This window comes from Pseudomonas sp. 86_A (assembly GCF_017491705.1).
In the GTDB taxonomy this organism is placed as follows: domain Bacteria; phylum Pseudomonadota; class Gammaproteobacteria; order Pseudomonadales; family Pseudomonadaceae; genus Aquipseudomonas; species Aquipseudomonas koreensis.
The window spans coordinates 98,777-115,352 of sequence record NZ_JAFGYS010000006.1 but is presented as its reverse complement, the minus strand read 5'-3'; the positions used below and the strand labels follow the sequence as shown (position 1 = coordinate 115,352).

At 61.3% G+C, this 16,576-nt stretch carries 15 protein-coding genes; 1 reads left to right on the top strand and 14 read right to left on the bottom strand.

Annotated features, from left to right (window positions below; all coding sequences use genetic code 11):
* Nucleotides 1-29: 29 nt before the first annotated feature.
* The 9 genes from J5M57_RS10930 to J5M57_RS10890 all read right to left on the bottom strand — a co-directional run bounded on the left by J5M57_RS10930 (nt 30) and on the right by J5M57_RS10890 (nt 6,434).
* Nucleotides 30-1,244, bottom strand: a complete 1,215-nt coding sequence (locus J5M57_RS10930) for an amino acid deaminase (RefSeq protein ID WP_207848545.1) — start codon at nt 1,242-1,244, stop codon at nt 30-32.
* 40 nt (nt 1,245-1,284) lie between these two features.
* Entirely contained in the window at nt 1,285-2,049 is a 765-nt protein-coding gene (locus J5M57_RS10925) for an IclR family transcriptional regulator (RefSeq protein WP_047598577.1), read from the bottom strand.
* 130 nt (nt 2,050-2,179) lie between these two features.
* A complete protein-coding gene (locus J5M57_RS10920) occupies nt 2,180-2,569 on the bottom strand; it encodes a RidA family protein (protein WP_007912330.1) in 390 nt (129 codons plus the stop codon).
* A 29-nt stretch (nt 2,570-2,598) separates the two neighbouring features.
* Nucleotides 2,599-3,396, bottom strand: coding sequence for an amino acid ABC transporter ATP-binding protein (locus tag J5M57_RS10915; RefSeq protein ID WP_169841547.1), 798 nt, complete (start codon nt 3,394-3,396; stop codon nt 2,599-2,601).
* Nucleotides 3,393-4,055 (bottom strand): amino acid ABC transporter permease, encoded by a 663-nt coding sequence (locus J5M57_RS10910; protein WP_064587725.1) that lies wholly within the window; start codon nt 4,053-4,055, stop codon nt 3,393-3,395. The genes J5M57_RS10915 and J5M57_RS10910 overlap by 4 nt, the downstream gene beginning before the upstream one ends.
* A 9-nt stretch (nt 4,056-4,064) precedes the next feature.
* Nucleotides 4,065-4,727: an amino acid ABC transporter permease gene (locus tag J5M57_RS10905; RefSeq protein ID WP_003225455.1), complete on the bottom strand. Its 663-nt coding sequence runs from the start codon at nt 4,725-4,727 to the stop codon at nt 4,065-4,067.
* 50 nt (nt 4,728-4,777) lie between these two features.
* Entirely contained in the window at nt 4,778-5,626 is an 849-nt protein-coding gene (locus J5M57_RS10900) for a transporter substrate-binding domain-containing protein (RefSeq protein WP_207848546.1), read from the bottom strand.
* Nucleotides 5,627-5,914: 288 nt separating this feature from the next.
* The gene (locus tag J5M57_RS10895) at nt 5,915-6,196 is read right to left on the bottom strand and encodes a type II toxin-antitoxin system RelE/ParE family toxin (protein ID WP_207848547.1); all 282 of its coding nucleotides are present in this window, start codon (nt 6,194-6,196) and stop codon (nt 5,915-5,917) included.
* The gene (locus J5M57_RS10890; protein ID WP_207848548.1) at nt 6,186-6,434 is read right to left on the bottom strand and encodes a type II toxin-antitoxin system Phd/YefM family antitoxin; all 249 of its coding nucleotides are present in this window, start codon (nt 6,432-6,434) and stop codon (nt 6,186-6,188) included. The genes J5M57_RS10895 and J5M57_RS10890 overlap by 11 nt, the downstream gene beginning before the upstream one ends.
* 277 nt (nt 6,435-6,711) lie before the next feature.
* On the opposite strand from J5M57_RS10890, the gene J5M57_RS10885 reads away from it, so the two are divergent.
* Nucleotides 6,712-7,155, top strand: a complete 444-nt coding sequence (locus tag J5M57_RS10885; protein WP_207848549.1) for a thioredoxin family protein — start codon at nt 6,712-6,714, stop codon at nt 7,153-7,155.
* 89 nt (nt 7,156-7,244) lie between these two features.
* On the opposite strand, the gene J5M57_RS10880 is transcribed toward J5M57_RS10885, so the two are convergent.
* From J5M57_RS10880 to cobN, 5 genes are all read right to left on the bottom strand, one after another.
* Nucleotides 7,245-8,804: a TerC family protein gene (locus J5M57_RS10880; RefSeq protein ID WP_207848550.1), complete on the bottom strand. Its 1,560-nt coding sequence runs from the start codon at nt 8,802-8,804 to the stop codon at nt 7,245-7,247.
* 376 nt (nt 8,805-9,180) lie between these two features.
* The gene (locus J5M57_RS10875) at nt 9,181-10,827 is read right to left on the bottom strand and encodes a phospholipase D-like domain-containing protein (RefSeq protein ID WP_207848551.1); all 1,647 of its coding nucleotides are present in this window, start codon (nt 10,825-10,827) and stop codon (nt 9,181-9,183) included.
* Between the two features lie 100 nt (nt 10,828-10,927).
* Nucleotides 10,928-11,581, bottom strand: a complete 654-nt coding sequence (locus tag J5M57_RS10870; RefSeq protein ID WP_347709559.1) for a VWA domain-containing protein — start codon at nt 11,579-11,581, stop codon at nt 10,928-10,930.
* A 5-nt stretch (nt 11,582-11,586) separates the two neighbouring features.
* Nucleotides 11,587-12,585, bottom strand: coding sequence for an AAA family ATPase (locus J5M57_RS10865; RefSeq protein WP_207848552.1), 999 nt, complete (start codon nt 12,583-12,585; stop codon nt 11,587-11,589).
* 141 nt (nt 12,586-12,726) lie between these two features.
* Nucleotides 12,727-16,575, bottom strand: a complete 3,849-nt coding sequence (gene cobN / locus J5M57_RS10860) for a cobaltochelatase subunit CobN (protein WP_207848553.1) — start codon at nt 16,573-16,575, stop codon at nt 12,727-12,729.
* Nucleotide 16,576 lies beyond the last annotated feature (1 nt).

The following is a 16,576-nucleotide window of genomic DNA, read 5'->3' as shown; positions in this document are numbered from 1 at the left end:
CGCGATTGGCCGCGCCTCGGTATCGGACCTCAGAAACAGGTCTCCATGCTCTCGACCACCGTCAACTGCTCATCCACCAGCAACCCCACCCGCCACTTGTCGAACGTCAGGCACGGGTGCGAAGTGCCGAAGGCAATGATATCGCCCACCCGCAGCTCAACCCCAGGCGCCACGGTCATGAACGCGTGCTGGTCCATCACCGCCGTGACCTTGCACGCACCGACATCGTCGCCCAGCGCCGGCAGCACACCGGCCTTGTAGCGCAGCAACGGCACCGGCAGGCCGGCGTCGAACGCCACGTCGCGCTTGCCGAGGGCGATCACCGCAAACCCCGGCTGCGGCAGCGATTGCACATGCGCCCAGACTTCCAGCGCCGGGCGCAGGCCTTCATGCAGGTCGCTGCGACGATCAAGCACGCAGCACTGCGCTTCCTTGTAGATGCCATGGTCGTGGGCCACATAACTGCCCGGGCGCAGCACGCTGAGGAAGCGTCCGCTCGCGTTCTGTGTTTCGAACGACTCGGCGATCAGGTCGTACCACGCCGAACCCGAGGCGGTGATGATCGGCTTGGGAATGGCGAATGCGCCGCTGTCTTGCAGTTGCACCGCCAGGCGCACCAGCGACGCGGCAAATTCGCGAATGCCACTGACGGCGTGATCGCCGTGGATCACCCCTTCGTAGCCTTCGATGCCCGTCAGGGCCAGCGCCGGTTGCGCGTTGATCGCCTTGGCCAGTTCGATGACTTCCTGCTCGCTGCGGCAACCGCAACGGCCGCCGACCACGCCGTATTCGATCATCACGTTCAACTTGACCCCGCGCGAGGCGAAGTAGGCGCCGAGGTCGGCAACGTTGTCCGGGTGATCGACCATGCAATAGAACTCGAACGCCGGGTCCGCCAGCAGATCGGCAATCAGCGCCATGTTCGGCGTGCCGACCAGTTGGTTGGCCATCAACACCCGGCGCACGCCGTGGGCATACGCGGCGCGGGTCTGCGTGGCGCTGGCGAGGGTGATGCCCCAGGCCCCGGCGTCGAGCTGACGCTGGAACAGGGCCGGGGTCATGCTGGTCTTGCCGTGGGGCGCCAGCTCCGCGCCGCTGTCGCTGACGAACGTCTGCATCCAGCGAATGTTGTGCTCCAGCGCCTCGCGGTGCAGCACCAGCGCCGGCAGGCTGACGTCACGCACCAGATGCGCGCCGATGGCGGCGTCGCCCTTTTCCACAGCAGAATTGATGGCAGTCGTCATGGTCGAACTCCTCACTGTCGCGGCCGGCAGGCAGCCGCGGTTATTCGTTGATTCGCCGGGCGAGGCTGTTGGCGCTCTCGATCAGCACTCGGCGATAGTCGTCGTAATTGTTCTTCGCATCGGCCCGTGGGGCGACGATGCACAGGGTGCAAATGGCAACGCCGCCGGGATCTTTGACCGGCGCGGCGAAGCAATGGGTGAAGGTGTCGGCGACGCTGTCGAACGAGAAGAAGCCGTCGATGCCGGCCTGACGGATCTCCGCCAGAAAGCGCTCCAGCGGCAGGCGTTCGCCGTCGGGCAGGATGTAGTCGTCTTCGTCGATCAGGTCGATGATCTGTTGATCACTAAGGTGCGCCAGCAGCAGGCGCCCGGAAGCGGTCCACGGGATCGGCGCGTTTTCGCCGATGTCGGACGAAATGCGGAAATGCCGCTCGCCCTCCTTCATCAGCGCCACCGTGTATTTGCGCCCGTTGAGCAGGCACATCTGCGCGGTTTCCCGGGTCTGGCTGACGATCTCCTGCAAGGCGTGATCGGCCTCGCGACTGAGGTCGAAATGACGCAGATGCGCCTGCCCGAGGAAGTACAACTGGCGACCGAGATAGACGTGACCGTCCTTGCCCACCGGTTCCAGAATCCGTCGTTCGAGCAGCGAGGCCACCAGTTCGTAGACCGTGGATTTCGGGCTGCCGATGCCGTTGGCGATGTCGTTGGGGCGCAGCGGCTGGCCGATTTCCTTGAGGAAATCGAGAATATCGAACGCCCTATCCAGACCGCGGGCCCGGCGTTTGATGGTGTCTTCGGTCATGTCAGTACTCACTTAAAATTCCTTTGCAGGAGCTGCCGCAGGCTGCGATCTTTTGATCTTGCCTTTGTGGTGCATCCAAAATTGCCAAAAGATCGCAGCCTTCGGCAGCTCCTACAAGAGCCAGCGAGAATCAGGCCTTTTTCTTGTAGGCGATGCAATCGATCTCGACCTTGCAATCGACCATCATGCTCGCCTGCACACAGGCCCGTGCCGGGGCGTGTTCAGGTTTGAAGTATTCGCCGAAGACCTTGTTGAAGCTGCTGAAATCCCGCGGATCATCCAGCCACACCCCGGCCCGCACCACGTCTTCCAGGCCATAACCGGCCTCTTCGAGAATCGCGATCAGGTTTTTCATGGTCTGGTGGGTCTGCTCGACGATGCCGCCAACGATGATCTCGCCATCCACCGCCGGCACCTGGCCGGACACGTGCAGCCAGCCATCCGCTTCAACGGCGCGAGCGAATGGACGGGGCTGGCCGCCGGCGGCGGTGCTGCCGGTACCGTAACGGGTAATGCTCATGGGTACTTCTCCTGATTACAAAGCAAAAATTAAAACCGCGTGCTCTTGAGAAACTCAGCCAGGCGCGGCGATTGCGGGCGTTCGAACAGTTCCTTGGGAGGCCCCTGCTCTTCGATCCGCCCCTGATTCATGAAAACGATCTTGTCCGAAACCTCAAAGGCAAATCGCATCTCGTGGGTCACCAGCAGCATGGTCATGCCGTCCTCGGCCAGGCCCTTGATCACGTTGAGCACTTCGCCGACCAGCTCCGGATCGAGGGCTGAGGTGACTTCGTCGAACAGCATCAGGCTCGGGTTCATCGCGATCGCCCGGGCAATCGCCACGCGCTGTTGCTGACCGCCGGACAACTGCCCGGGAAAGTGATTGCGCCGTTCCAGCAGGCCGACGCGTTCGAGCCATTTCTCGGCCAGCACCACGGCTTCGTCCTTGTGCATCTTCTTCACCTTGAGCAGCCCCAGGGTGACGTTCTGCAACGCGCTGAGGTGCGGAAACAGATTGAATTGCTGGAAGGCCATGCCGGTCATTGCGCGATGGCGGGCGATGACTTTTTCCGCGTGACGCACGCGTTTGCCAGCGACTTCGTCGTAGCCGATGGACTCGCCGTCGAGCAGGATCTGCCCGCCCTGGAATTCTTCGAGCATGTTCACGCAGCGCAGCAGCGTGGTCTTGCCCGAGCCGCTGGAGCCGATCAACGTCACGACGTTGCCGCGCTGCATGCTCAGGTCGACGCCCTTGAGCACTTCGACTGCACCGTATTGCTTGTGCAGGCCACGGATGTCCAGCAGCGGCTGGTCGTTCTGAACGTTGGAAACTTGAGCTTGAGTCATGGCAGGGCCACCCGCTTTTCAATGTGCCGGCCGAGTAATTCGATGCCGTAGTTGATGACGAAAAACAGAAAACCGGCGAACAGGTAGAACTCCAGAGTCATGAAGGTCCGGGCGATGATCTGTTGGGTGCTGAGCAGCAATTCGGCCACGCCGATCACCGAGAGCAAGGTCGAAGCCTTGACGATTTCGGTGGACGAGTTGACCCACGTCGGCAGGATCTGCCGCAGTGCCTGGGGCAGCAGCACGTAACCGAGGGACTGATAAAACGTCAGGCCGATTGCCTTGCTCGCTTCCATCTGCCCGCGTGGCAGTGCCTGCAAGGCCCCGCGCACAATCTCGGCAACGTGCGAGCCGCAAAACAGCGTCAGGCCCAATGCACCGGCCTGAAATGCGCTGATCTGCCAGCCCAGCGCCGGCGCCATATAAAAGCAGGCCAGCACCAGCACAAACACCGGTGTGCCGCGAATCAGGTCGACGTAAAAACGGAACGGCGCGCGCATCCAGAACCTGCCGTAAGTCAGCACCAGACCGGTGACAACGCCGAGCAGCGTACCGAACAGAATCGCCAGCGCCGACACCTGCACACTGGTCAGGAAACCCTGCAGCAACGTCTCGCGGGCCACCCATAATTCATGCAACCAACTGGGGGATTCGTACATCGCAGCCTCCTATCGGCGGATCGCCAGACGCTGCTCGAGGTAACGCAGCAGCATGGCAATGAGGTAACAGGCCGCGACATACAACGCCGTGGTCACCAGCCAGGTTTCAATCACCCGGTAGCTCTCGACGTTGATCTTGCGCGCGTAATAGGTCAGCTCCGGCACCGCAATCGCGGCGGCCAGCGAGGTGTCCTTGAACAGCGAAATGAAGTTGTTCGACAGCGCCGGCAACACATTGCGCAGCATCACCGGCACGGTGACGTAGGCCTTGACCTGCCATTCACCGAGACCGATGGCCAGCCCCGCTTCACGCTGGCCTTTGGGGATGCTCAGCAAACCACCACGGAACACTTCGGTCAGATAGGCACCGGCATACAGCGACAAGGTGATGATGAACGACGGGATCTTGTCCAGGCGGATCCCCAGGCTCGGCAAGGCAAAGTAGATCAACAGAATCAACACCAGAATCGGCGTGTTGCGCACCACCGTGACGTACACCGAAGCCAGCACCCGCAAGGCGCGGTGCTTCGACAGCAAGGCAAACGCCATCAGCAGGCCGATCACGCAGCCGATGGCGATCGACACCAGCGCCAGTTCAAGGCCCAGACCGAGCCCCGCCAGCAAGGTGTCGAAATCGCGCCATACGGCGGCAAAGTTCAACTGATAGTTCATGGTCAGCAGTACCTTGAGCGGGGCGATTCAGGCGCCCCGCTCTCACGGGATCATTTGAATTCGACTGGGAAACCGATGGCCGGCGACGGCAGATCGACACCGAACCATTGCTTGAACGAAGCGGCATAGGTCGGGAACTCGACGCCGGTCATGGCCTCATGCAGGGTGGTGTTGACGAAGTTCAGCCAGTCCTGATCGCCGCGTTTGACCGCGCAGGCGTAGGTCTGCGGGCTCCAGGCGTAAGTCGGGCTGCGATAGCGGCCAGGGTTCTGCACCATCAGGTATTTGACCGACGACTGATCGGTGGCGGCCGCATCGGCGCGGCCGGAGTTCACCGCCTGATACATCAGGTCGACGCTGTCGTACTGATCGACCTTGGCTTTGGGCAAGGCCTGGTGCACCAGTTCTTCGGCATACACGTTTTGCAGCACCGCCACGGTGACGCTGTCGCCAGCGGCCTGCAGGTCTTCGATTTCCTTGTACTTGCTGTTGGTCGGCAGCAGCAGGCCGACGCCTTCGCGGTAGTACGGCAAGGTGAACGCCACTTGCTGCGCACGGCTGGCGGTGACGGTGATGAACTGGCAGCTCATGTCGACTTTGTCGGTCAGCAGATTGGGAATCCGCGCATCGGACGACTGCACCACGAACTCGACTTTGTTCGGGTCATTGAACAGCCCCTTGGCCACCATCCTGGCGATGTCGATATCAAAACCCTGCAACTTGCCGTCGGCGCCCTGAAAGTGCCATGGCGCATTTGTGCTGCCGGTACCGACAATCAGCTTGCCCCGGGCCAGAACACTGTCGAGCTTGCTGTCGGCTGCCTGGGCCATACCCATGACAGCGGACGAAGCCGCAAGAACAAAAACACACGCTTTGAACAAAGAAGGACGGCGATGCATGGCAAGCACTCCACGGTGATGTTTATTCCGCTATACCGGAACACGGTTTGTTACTAAGGAATAGACAGCAGAAAGTGTGCCACAGGAAACGCAGGGAATCTGTAGGGGGCTGAAATGTTTTTGGAATCAAGGAGATGTGGGAAATGCGAAGAATGGTGTTTCGCCGGTTACAGAGGGATTGCGCTACCGTAGGCTACACAGCGCGAGTAGCAGGTTCCCAATCGGCGCATGGACGAGCTACTTCGGTGCAATGGGGTTAGTACTTGAAAACGTGCACTCTCGAAATATCTAACGGCTGGCGGCCTTGTCGTAGATCTCCCCCCGCTCTCTTTTACCTACTGCGATCACCGTAACAACCAGCACCTCGTTCGTTACGCGGTAGACCAGCCTGAAGCCCGCACTGCGAAGCTTGATTTTGTAGGCGTTTTCCAGCCCTCGGAGTCGATCAGCAGGAACATGAGGATTGACCAGACGTGTAGCGAGCTTTTTCTTGAACTGATCCCGTAGTGCTGAATCAAGCTTTTTCCATTCCTTCCAGGCTTTCTCGGAAAACTCCAGCTCATAGGTCATCAATAGAAACCTTGATGGTTGGATCGTTTTCTCGCTCCTTGCAGAGTGCGATCAGTTCCAGGTCCTCAAGGCGATTCATCATCGCCTCATACTCCTTTGCAGGTACACAATAAAACGCAGGCTCATTTCGATTGAGGATTGCAACAGATTGACCGCAACCGGCGGCCACAGTACCCATGGGATTTCTTTTCAATTCAGAAATACTCGCTACGACATTAGAAAGAACTAGATGAGTCATGATGGTGCTCCTTGGAGTGCTAATAATGGTGCTTAAAATAGCACTCCAGGAGATGTTCGACTTCTATCCTTTTATTCCCGCTTCGCTTTTTGATGAGTGAAAAAAGGTACCACGTCGCGACATTCCACAATTCCGGGTTTCGTGTCGGGCCGGTCTTTCATAAAAGTGGGAAAAATCTCGCGAATCCACGGGCCACCTGTAATTTCTGACAGTAGACCCAGTTTGCACGCTCCTTTAACGTCACCGAACCTTCGAGGTCGTTGAAAAGGAGTTTTCAATGAGTGCTGCAAATACAATTTCCAATCTGGCACCGGTCTACCGCAAAGCCCTGAAAACCTGGCGCCCGGTGATCCTGTACTTCGCCAACGAACACTGCCCCGCCTGCGAATGGGCCGGGCCGGTATTTCGTGAGATCGCCGAGCCGTATCGGCATCGCGCCAATATCTACATGCTCAATACCAGCCAATCGCCGCGCCATCCGCTGGTGACCGGCACGCCGACGGTGCTGTTCTACAGGCACGGCAAGTTGCTGAAAAAGCTCAAGGGCATCGGCACGGAGGAAACATTGGCGGCGGACTTTGCCCGGCATATTGGCAGGACCAGGGCACCGGTGGTGCTGCAGAAACCACGACATGACCTGGGATGGCTTCGTCGCACTTTGCGTAACCTTTGCACCGTCCCGCGCGCTCAGTTACTTCGACACCACGCGATATCGATGTAGGCGCTGCGGCACGCTGCGATCTTTGGGTCTTAAAAAACAGAATCAAAAGATCGCAGCGTACCGCAGCTCCTACAGGGGGAGATCCTTATTCAAGCGGGATCGCGCACCAACAACACCCGCGTCACCCGTCGTTCCTCAACGTCTTTGACGGTCATTTGCCAGCCTGCGTACTGCAGCCGATCGCCAATCACCGGCAAGCGATCCAGCAGGCTCATCACCAGTCCGGCCAAGGTCTGATAGTCCTCGGTCGGTTCGGCGCCAAATCCGGTGCGCTGGCGAACACGGGTCAGGTTCAACGCGCCGCTGACCACAAAGCCGCCCTGCTCCTCGACCACGTCCGGGCCTTCGATTTCGCTGGCGTCGGGCAGTTCGCCGGCAATCGATTCAAGGATGTCAGTCATGGTCAGCACGCCGACAAAGTCACCGAACTCGTTGACCACGAAAGCGATGTGAGTCGACGCCGCGCGCATCTGTTCCAGCGCATTGAGAATCGAATAGCTGTCGAGCAGGTTGATGGTCTTGCGCGCCAAGTGCTCCAGGTTCGGCTCGGTACCGGCCAGATACTCCTTGAGCAATTCCTTCTTGTGCACGAAGCCCAGCGGTTCATCGACCGCGCCGTCGCGAATCAGCGGCAGACGCGAATACGACGAGTGCATCAATTTTGTGCGAATTGTCTCGGCGTCGTCGGCCAGATCAATGGTGTCGACGTCGGCACGTACGGTCATCAGGTTTCGAATCGGGCGCTCGGCCAGTTGCAGCACGCCACTGATCATCACTCGCTCGCGGCGGTCGAACAGCTCCGTAATTGGGGCTTCGCCGTCGTCCAGCAGATCGGAAATTTCCTCGCCGACCTCTTCCACTTCCAACTTGCGCCCGCCCAGCAGACGCATCACCGCGTGGGCCGTGCGCTCACGTATGGGACGCAGGCCTTGCATCGAACGTTTGCGCCGGGCCCGGGCGATCTGGTTGAACACCTCGATCAGGATCGAAAAACCGATCGCCGCATACAGATAGCCTTTCGGGATGTGGAAGCCCAGGCCTTCGGCCGTCAGGGCAAAACCGATCATCATCAGGAAGCCCAGACACAACATGATCACCGTCGGGTGGGCATTGACGAAACGGGTCAGCGGCTTGCTGGCCACGATCATCAGACCGATGGAAATGATCACCGCGATCATCATCACCGCCAACTCATCGACCATACCGACTGCGGTGATGACCGCGTCCAGCGAGAACACCGCGTCGAGCACGACAATCTGCGCCACGATCGGCCAGAACAGCGCGTAAGCGGTGTTGCTCGAGCGCTGGCCGACGTGGCCTTCGAGTCGTTCGTGCAGCTCCATCGTCGCCTTGAACAACAGGAACACACCACCGAACAGCATGATCAGATCACGGCCGGAGAAGCTCTTGTCGAACACCTCGAATAACGGCTGCGTGAGGGTGACCAGCCAGGAAATACTCGCCAACAGGCCCAGGCGCATGATCAGCGCCAGCGACAGGCCGATAATCCGCGCGCGATCGCGCTGATGCGGCGGCAGTTTGTCCGCCAGGATCGCGATGAACACCAGGTTGTCGATACCCAGTACCAGTTCCAGCACGATCAGAGTCAACAAGCCTAACCAGGCCGTGGGATCCGCTAACCATTCCATAAAATATCTCGATCTCTCGTCAGTGAATTCAGGCTGCCGGACACGGCAAAGCGCAACGCGAAGGCGCTGAGGCCGCGTTGTCAACGATAGTCGGAAGTCGGAAGACCGGATGCTGCGAGTGCGTCAAGACCGCGCCATGGCGCGAGGAGAAAGTACGACTGGGAGGCTCCGAGAGGGTGTTCATGCAAATCCTGAATGAAAAATGGCCTTGGAGCGTACAGGCTCAAGGCACATTTTCTACAGCGGCAAATCATTTCAAAATCTGTATCAACTGGCCACCGCCCCCTGTAGGAGCTGCCGCAGGCTGCGATCTTTTGACTTTTTTTTAAGATCAAGATCAAAAGATCGCAGCCTTCGGCAGCTCCTACAGTTGCTGTCATCGCCCGGCAAAACGCAACCGCGACAACTGGCGCAAATCCCCCTCCACGTAATAATCGTTGGTCCAACTGTCATCCACGGCCAGCGGACTCACCTGCTTCAGCGCCAGCTTTTTCGCGAAATAACGAAAGCGGTAATGCTCATAGAAGCGCAGCAATTCCAGGCCATAGCGGTCGGCCAGGTTGGTGTCACCCCGAATGATCAGGAAGTTCTCGTCATTGCCGTTACTGGCTGACGTACTGAGGTTGTGACTGCCGCTGATGATGGTCGGTGCATCGGTGGTGAAATCGGCGATCACCGCTTTGGTGTGCACCAGCAGATTGCCCTTCTGGCCTTTCATGTTTTCCTTCAGCCAGCCTTCCAGCCCGGTGTTGAGCAAGGCCGTGGCGGCGAATTCAGCCGTACGATCCGCGTGAAATCCAGTAATGCGGCTGGCGGTGTTTTGCAGGCCGTAGCGCAGGATGTCGTCGTGAGGCTTGCCGAGCAGCGCGTTGAGAATCGCATCCGGCAGGCTGAACGCCGTGACGAATAGCACATCCTTTTTGGCCGCCTCGATGATCTCGACGAACTCACGCAAATCGCCACCACCGCTGCGTGGCGAGAACCCGGCAAACAGCTGCTGCGTCGGGTCCATCGGATTGTGCTCGGTGATCCAGCTGCGCGTCGCAGCGACGTCGGCAGGGTTGGCCCAGACTTCTTCGAAGGTTTGCAAATAACGCGTGGCAATCGTCACGTCGTCGAGCGTATGCACCACATTGGCCTGGCGATACACGCCATTGGCGGTGAAATTGGTACTGCCGCACAGCACCGCCTCCGGTTGCCGCTGACCAGCGCCATCGACACGGCTGAGAACAATGAATTTGTCGTGGAAGATGTTGTGGGTGACCCGCCCGCGTTTGTTCGCCGCCGGCAACCTGGCAAGGTTCGTTTCGTTCAAAGTCGTATCGGAATCATCAGGCTGGGCGTGATACAGCACGCGCACCTGAACCCCTCGGGCGAATGCCGCATTCACCGCATCGACAATCGCTTGCAACTGATACTCGTAAATCGCGATATCCAGCGCCCATTGGGCGTCGACTGCGCGCTCGATGTAGCCGAGCAAGCGCTCCAGCAGGCCATTCTCCAGCCACAGCCGAGCCGCGTCGGGCCAGGCTTCGATCGGCAAGTTCTTGTTCGCGCTGATCTGTGCGTCGAGGTCGGGAAACTTGCGCTGGAAGGCCTGACTGGCGGCCACGGCGCGGTTGAAAATCACGCTCTGGTTGGCCGGATGACCATCATCGGAGGTGATGCTCAGCGCCAGAGACTCGCCCAGTTGCGGCGCATCCGCCGTGCCGTAGGCCAGGTGCACGCGATAGTGCATCGTGGTCCCCGGATTGACCGCGTAATCGGCCCAGCGGAATTTCTGCAACGGCGCCTTATCGCTGGGCGTCGCGTGATATTGGGGAAAGGTGTGAGCCTTGCCGGGAAACGTCAGGCTGTTGAACAGGAACAACCAGGGTTTGTCGCCCTGCTGCTTCTCGATGGCAAAACCAAGCAGGCCTTTGCGCCGGGGTTCGGCAAGGTCCATGGCCAGCAGCACGCCGTTGGTGCCGGCGTAGGCTTTGACGCGAAAATCGTCCTGAGGGTTGGCGACCAGTACCCGCATGATTCACTCCTTGTGATTGGGCTGGCGTGGAGCATAGAGGGTTGATGCAGGATTGACAGGTTGATCTGAAACCTTGGGGATGCCATTGCCAGTGCAGGCATCACACATCATCAATATGCCGATAGTCCGCATTCAGCGCCGCCGCCAATTCCCGCGCCCGCGCCAGGCGGATCGGCCCACGTTCGATATCGATCAACAACCCCGGGCATTCCAGCGGCGCCATCGGCGGCAAGGCTTTCAAGCGCCCATCGGTGACCAGCAGCACGCGCTGCTGCTCGGCCGGGAAGCGCTTTTGTCGCTGCGCCAGCCATTGCTGCGCCTGGGCCAACGCCGCCACCAACGGCGTGCCGCCCCCCGCGCCCAACGCCTCCAGCCAGGTGCGCAAGCCATTCGATGCCTTCAAGCCCTGCACCTGCCATTTCGGCGCCCTGCCGCTGGCGGTCAGCAAGGCCAGACGGGCGCGCTGTCGATAGGCGTCATCGAACAGTTGCGCGAGTAAGCCCTTGGCATCGCTCAGCGCCTGATGCCGGCGGGTGGAGGCCGATGCATCGACGATCACCAGCCACAGTTCATGGGGGGAACGCGTGCGCAGTTGGAACTGCAAGTCCTCGCGTGTCTGCGGCCGACCGTTGAGCAGTGTCCCCGGCCAATTCACCGAACCGCTGCGCGCGGCGTGGCGCTTGCCCTGGCGTCCGTGGTCGAGTCGTCCGGCGCGGGGTCTGGCATTCGCCCCCGCGTCGGATCGGGGACGAATGCCGGTTACTTTTTTGGCCAGCTCGGCACTTCGCGGCGTGCTCCACTAGCCAGCGCCGGGGCAGGCATGTCGCCCCACTGCCCCTGCCCTTCGCTCGTTTCAGCCTGGGTATTGGCCGAGTTCGGCGCGGGGGCCTGAGGACTGGACGACGGCAATTCACGACGGCGGTGACGCAGGGCAAATTCAGCCACCGCGTCGATGTCCTGCTCGGCAATCGCTGCGGCGCCGCGCCATGCCGCGTGCGCCCGGGCGGCGCGCAGCCAGACCAGATCGGCACGCAAGCCATCGACGCCGGCCGCAAAGCACCGTTCGGTAATCAGCGCCAATGCATCATCGTCCAGCGGAATGCTAGGCAAGGCAGTACGCGCCCGCTCGCAACGCTCACGCAGCGCTTGCTGCTGTGCTTCCCACTGTGCGCAGAACGCCTGCGGCTCGCTGTCGAAGTCCAGTCGGCGGCGGATGATCTGCCCGCGTTCGGCCGGCGCGGTGTGACCGCTGAGGGCCACATTCAGGCCGAAACGGTCGAGCAGTTGCGGACGCAGTTCACCCTCTTCCGGGTTCATCGTGCCGATCAATACGAAACGCGCCGAATGCCGATGGGAGATGCCGTCGCGCTCGATCAGGTTGGTGCCGCTGGCTGCCACATCGAGCAGCAGATCGACCAGATGATCGGGCAGCAGGTTCACTTCATCGACATACAACACACCGCCGTCGGCCTTGGCCAGCACGCCGGGGGAAAACTGCGCACGCCCTTCACTCAGCGCGGCGTCGAGATCGAGGGTGCCGACCAGTCGCTCTTCGGTGGCGCCCAGCGGCAGCGTGACGAACTGACCGCTCGCCAGCAGATCGGCGAGGCCACGGGCCAGGGTCGATTTGGCCATGCCGCGCGGGCCTTCGATCAGCACACCACCGATTTTCGGGTCGATGGCGGTGAGGTACAGGGCGAGTTTCAGGTCATCGGCGCCGACCACGGCGGAGAGCGGGAAATGCGGGGTGTCGGTCATCTTCAATACTCGGTCATGGTCGGTGAATTGCTTTAACTGTAGGCCTTCGCCTGCTCGCGATGGCGTCAGGTCAGGCAACTCACTTTTGAATGACACTCAGCTATCGCGAGCAGGCGAAGGCCTACAGCGGATTGTGGTGTGTCAGGTGTCTTCTTCTATATCCAGCAGCAGGTTTTCCAGCGCGTCTTTATACGCGCCCGGTTCCTGCCACATTCCCCGCTGCTGCGCCTCCAGCATGCGTTCGGTCATATCACGCAGGGCATGCGGGTTGTGCTCGCGGACAAAATCCCGGGTTGCCGGGTCAAGCAAGTAGGCGTCGGCCAGCAACGCATACTGATGATCGTCGATCAACTGCGTGGTGGCATCGAAGGCGAACAGGTTATCGACCGTCGCCGCCATTTCGAACGCGCCTTTATAGCCGTGACGCTTGACCCCGTCGATCCATTTCGGATTGGCCGCCCGCGAACGGATCACCCGGTTCAGTTCTTCTTTCAGGGTACGGATTTTCGGCAGATCCGGCTGGCTGTGATCACCGTGATAACTGGCCGCCGCTTCCCCGCGCAGGGTTTCCACTGCCGCGAGCATGCCGCCCTGGAACTGGTAATAATCGTTGGAATCGAGCAGGTCGTGCTCGCGGTTGTCCTGGTTCTGCAACACGGCCTGCACCTGGCTCAGGCGCTGGACGAACTGCTCGCGGGCGGCGGTGCCCTCGTCCGCACCGCCGTAAGCGTAGGCGCCCCAGTTCAGATAGACCTCGGCCAGATCCTCGCGACTTTGCCACAGACGCCCGTCGATGGCGCCCTGCACGCCCGCCCCGTACGCCCCGGGTTTGGCCCCGAAAATTCGCCAGCCGGCCTGACGCCGCGCCGCGTCTTCATCCAGCCCCGATTGCAGCAGCGCCTCGCGCTCGGCGCGCACTTTCGCCGCCAGCGGATTGAGGTCGTCCGGTTCGTCCAGCGCGGCCACTGCTTGCACCGCGGCGTCGAACAGGCGGATCAGGTTGGCAAACGCATCGCGGAAGAACCCGGACACCCGCAGCGTGACATCGACCCGGGGCCGGTCCAGCAAGCTCAACGGCAGAATCTCGAAGTCATCGACCCGCTGACTGCCGGTGGCCCACACCGGACGCACGCCCATCAACGCCATGGCCTGGGCGATGTCGTCGCCGCCGGTGCGCATGGTTGCGGTGCCCCATACCGACAGGCCGAGCTGGCGCAGATGATCGCCGTGGTCCTGCAAATGCCGTTCGAGAATCAGCGTGGCGGACTGGAAACCGATGCGCCACGCGGTGGTGGTCGGCAGGTTGCGCACGTCCACCGAGAAGAAGTTGCGTCCGGTAGGCAACACGTCGAGACGGCCACGGCTGGGGGCGCCGCTCGGGCCGGCGGGGACAAAGCGGCCGTTCAGGGCGTCGAGCAAGCCACGCATTTCAGCGGGGCCGCAGGCGTCGAGGCGTGGGGCGACGACTTCGCGCAGGTTTTCGAGGATGGCATTGACTTCAGCCCCGCGCGGCCCCTGTAGGAGTGAGCCTGCTCGCGATGGCGTCAGGTCGGACAATTGAGTTTTGAATGACACACCGCTATCGCGAGCAGGCTCGCTCCCACAGGGGATATGCAGTGTTTGGGAGATAAGGTCGGAGGCGAAGAGCTCGAGGCGTTCTCGGGTATCGCCGGCGGTGCGCCAGACTTCATCGCTGACGCTTAGCAGCTCCTGCGGACGCGGGCCGAGCCACGGATCGGCCAACGCGCAATCCAGCGGATCAAACCTCAGTTCGAACGCTTTGGCCAACGCCCGCAACAAACTCGACTGCGCGCCTTTGCCATCGCCACGCGGAATGCGCAGCAGCGCCAGCAACGTGTCGATGCGCAAACGCCCGGTGGGTGACTCGCCGAAAATGTGCAGGCCATCGCGGATCTGCGATTCCTTCAGGTCACACAGATAAGTGTCCAGCCGCGGCAGCCAGATCGCCGCATCGGCGTCGCTGTCCAGGCCGGCGTCGAGTTGCAGTTCGCGGTCGATCTGGGTCTCGCGCACCAGTTGCAAGATATCGCGCTGCAGCTCGCGGGCACGGCGCGGATCGAGCAACTGGGCTTCGTAATATTCGTCGGCCAGCAACTCCAGATTGCGCAGCGGCCCGTAGGTTTCGGCGCGGGTCAGCGGTGGCATCAGGTGGTCGATGATCACCGCTTGCGTGCGCCGTTTGGCCTGGGCGCCCTCGCCCGGGTCATTGACGATAAACGGATAGATGTTCGGCAGCGGCCCGAGCAGCGCATCCGGCCAGCAGTTCTCCGACAGGCCGACGCCCTTGCCCGGCAGCCATTCGAGATTGCCGTGCTTGCCGACGTGAATCACCGCGTGCGCGCCGTAGGTGTTGCGCAGCCAGAAATAAAACGCCAGATAGCCGTGCGGCGGCACCAGATCCGGGTCGTGATACACCGCACTCGGATCAACTTGATAACCGCGCGCCGGCTGAATGCCGACGAACGTCAGGCCAAAGCGCAGACCGGCGATCATCATCCGTCCGTCACGGCACATCGGATCGTTTTGCGGTGCGCCCCAGCGCTCGACCACCGCCGCTTGATTGGCGGCGGGCAGCGCGTTGAACATCGCCAGATACGCGTCCATCGCCAGGCTTTGCTGGCACGGGCGCAGGTCGATGCTGTCGAGGTCATTGCTGACACCGCCGAGCAACTGCTGGATCAGCTCAGTGCCGCTGTCCGGCAACTCGGCCGCCAGCGGAAAGCCTTCAACCTGCAACGCACGAAGGATATTCAACGCCGCCGCCGGCGTGTCGAGGCCGACGCCATTGCCGATGCGACCATCGCGGGTCGGGTAATTGGCGAGGATCAGCGCGATGCGTTTTTCCGCGTTCGGCAACCGCGCCAGATCGCTCCAGCGCCGGGCCAGTTCGGCGACAAAATCCATGCGCTCGGGTTGCGCCCGGTAGCAGACCACATCGGACTGACTGCGCTCGCTGCGCCAGGCCAGATCCTTGAAGCTGATCGGGCGGCTGATGATACGCCCGTCGAGTTCCGGCAAGGCGATGTGCATCGCCAGATCTCGCGGCCCCAGGCCTTGCTCACTGTCGCGCCAGCCCGGCTCGTTGTCCTGGGCGCAGATCGCCTGAATCACCGGAATATTGCGCCGGAACGGGCGCAGATGCGGGGCTTCGGGGCTGGATTGGGCGAACCCGGTGGTGTTGAGAATCACCGCCGCTTCGACTTCATCCAGCCAGTCCTCGACCACGCTCAGGCAGCCCGGTTCTTTCAGGCTGGCGACAGCGATCGGCAACGGATTGAGACCCGCGACCTGCAAGCGTTGGCAGAACACATCGATGAACGCGGTGTTCGCCGCTTGCAAATGCGAGCGGTAAAACAACACCGCCGTCACCGGGCGATCCGGCTGCCAATCGGCTTGCCAGTCGCTGAGTGCGGCGGTGTTTTTCTGTGGATGGTAAATCGCCGTGCGCGGCAGCGCTTGCGGCTCGCCCCAAGCGTAATCCCGCGCCAGCCAACGACTGGCCAGGCAATGGAAGAAGTCCAGCGCATTGCCCATGCCGCCCTGACGCAGGAACTGCCAGAGGCGGTCGCGATCTTCGGCGGGCACGGTGCTCAGGTCGCTGAGTTCCGGGTCGGGGCGGTCATCGCCCGGCACCAGAATCACTTGCACGCCGCGCTCGGTCAGTTCCATCAGCCGCTCGACGCCATAACGCCAATAGGCAATGCCGCCGTGCAAGGAAATCAGAATGACTTTGGCGTGACGCAGCACCTCGTCGACATACAGATCGACCGAGGCGTGATTCTGCACCTGCATGGGATTGGCCAGGCGCAGGCTCGGGTAATCCTCGGGCAGTTGCTGCGCAGCTTCGGCGAGCAGCGCCAGGCTGGAGTCGCCGCTGCACAGGATCACCAGCTCGGCGGGGGTTTGTCCAAGGTCGGCAATGTTGTCATCCGACACGAAACCGCCGGGCTGGGTCCTGAGCAGGTGCATG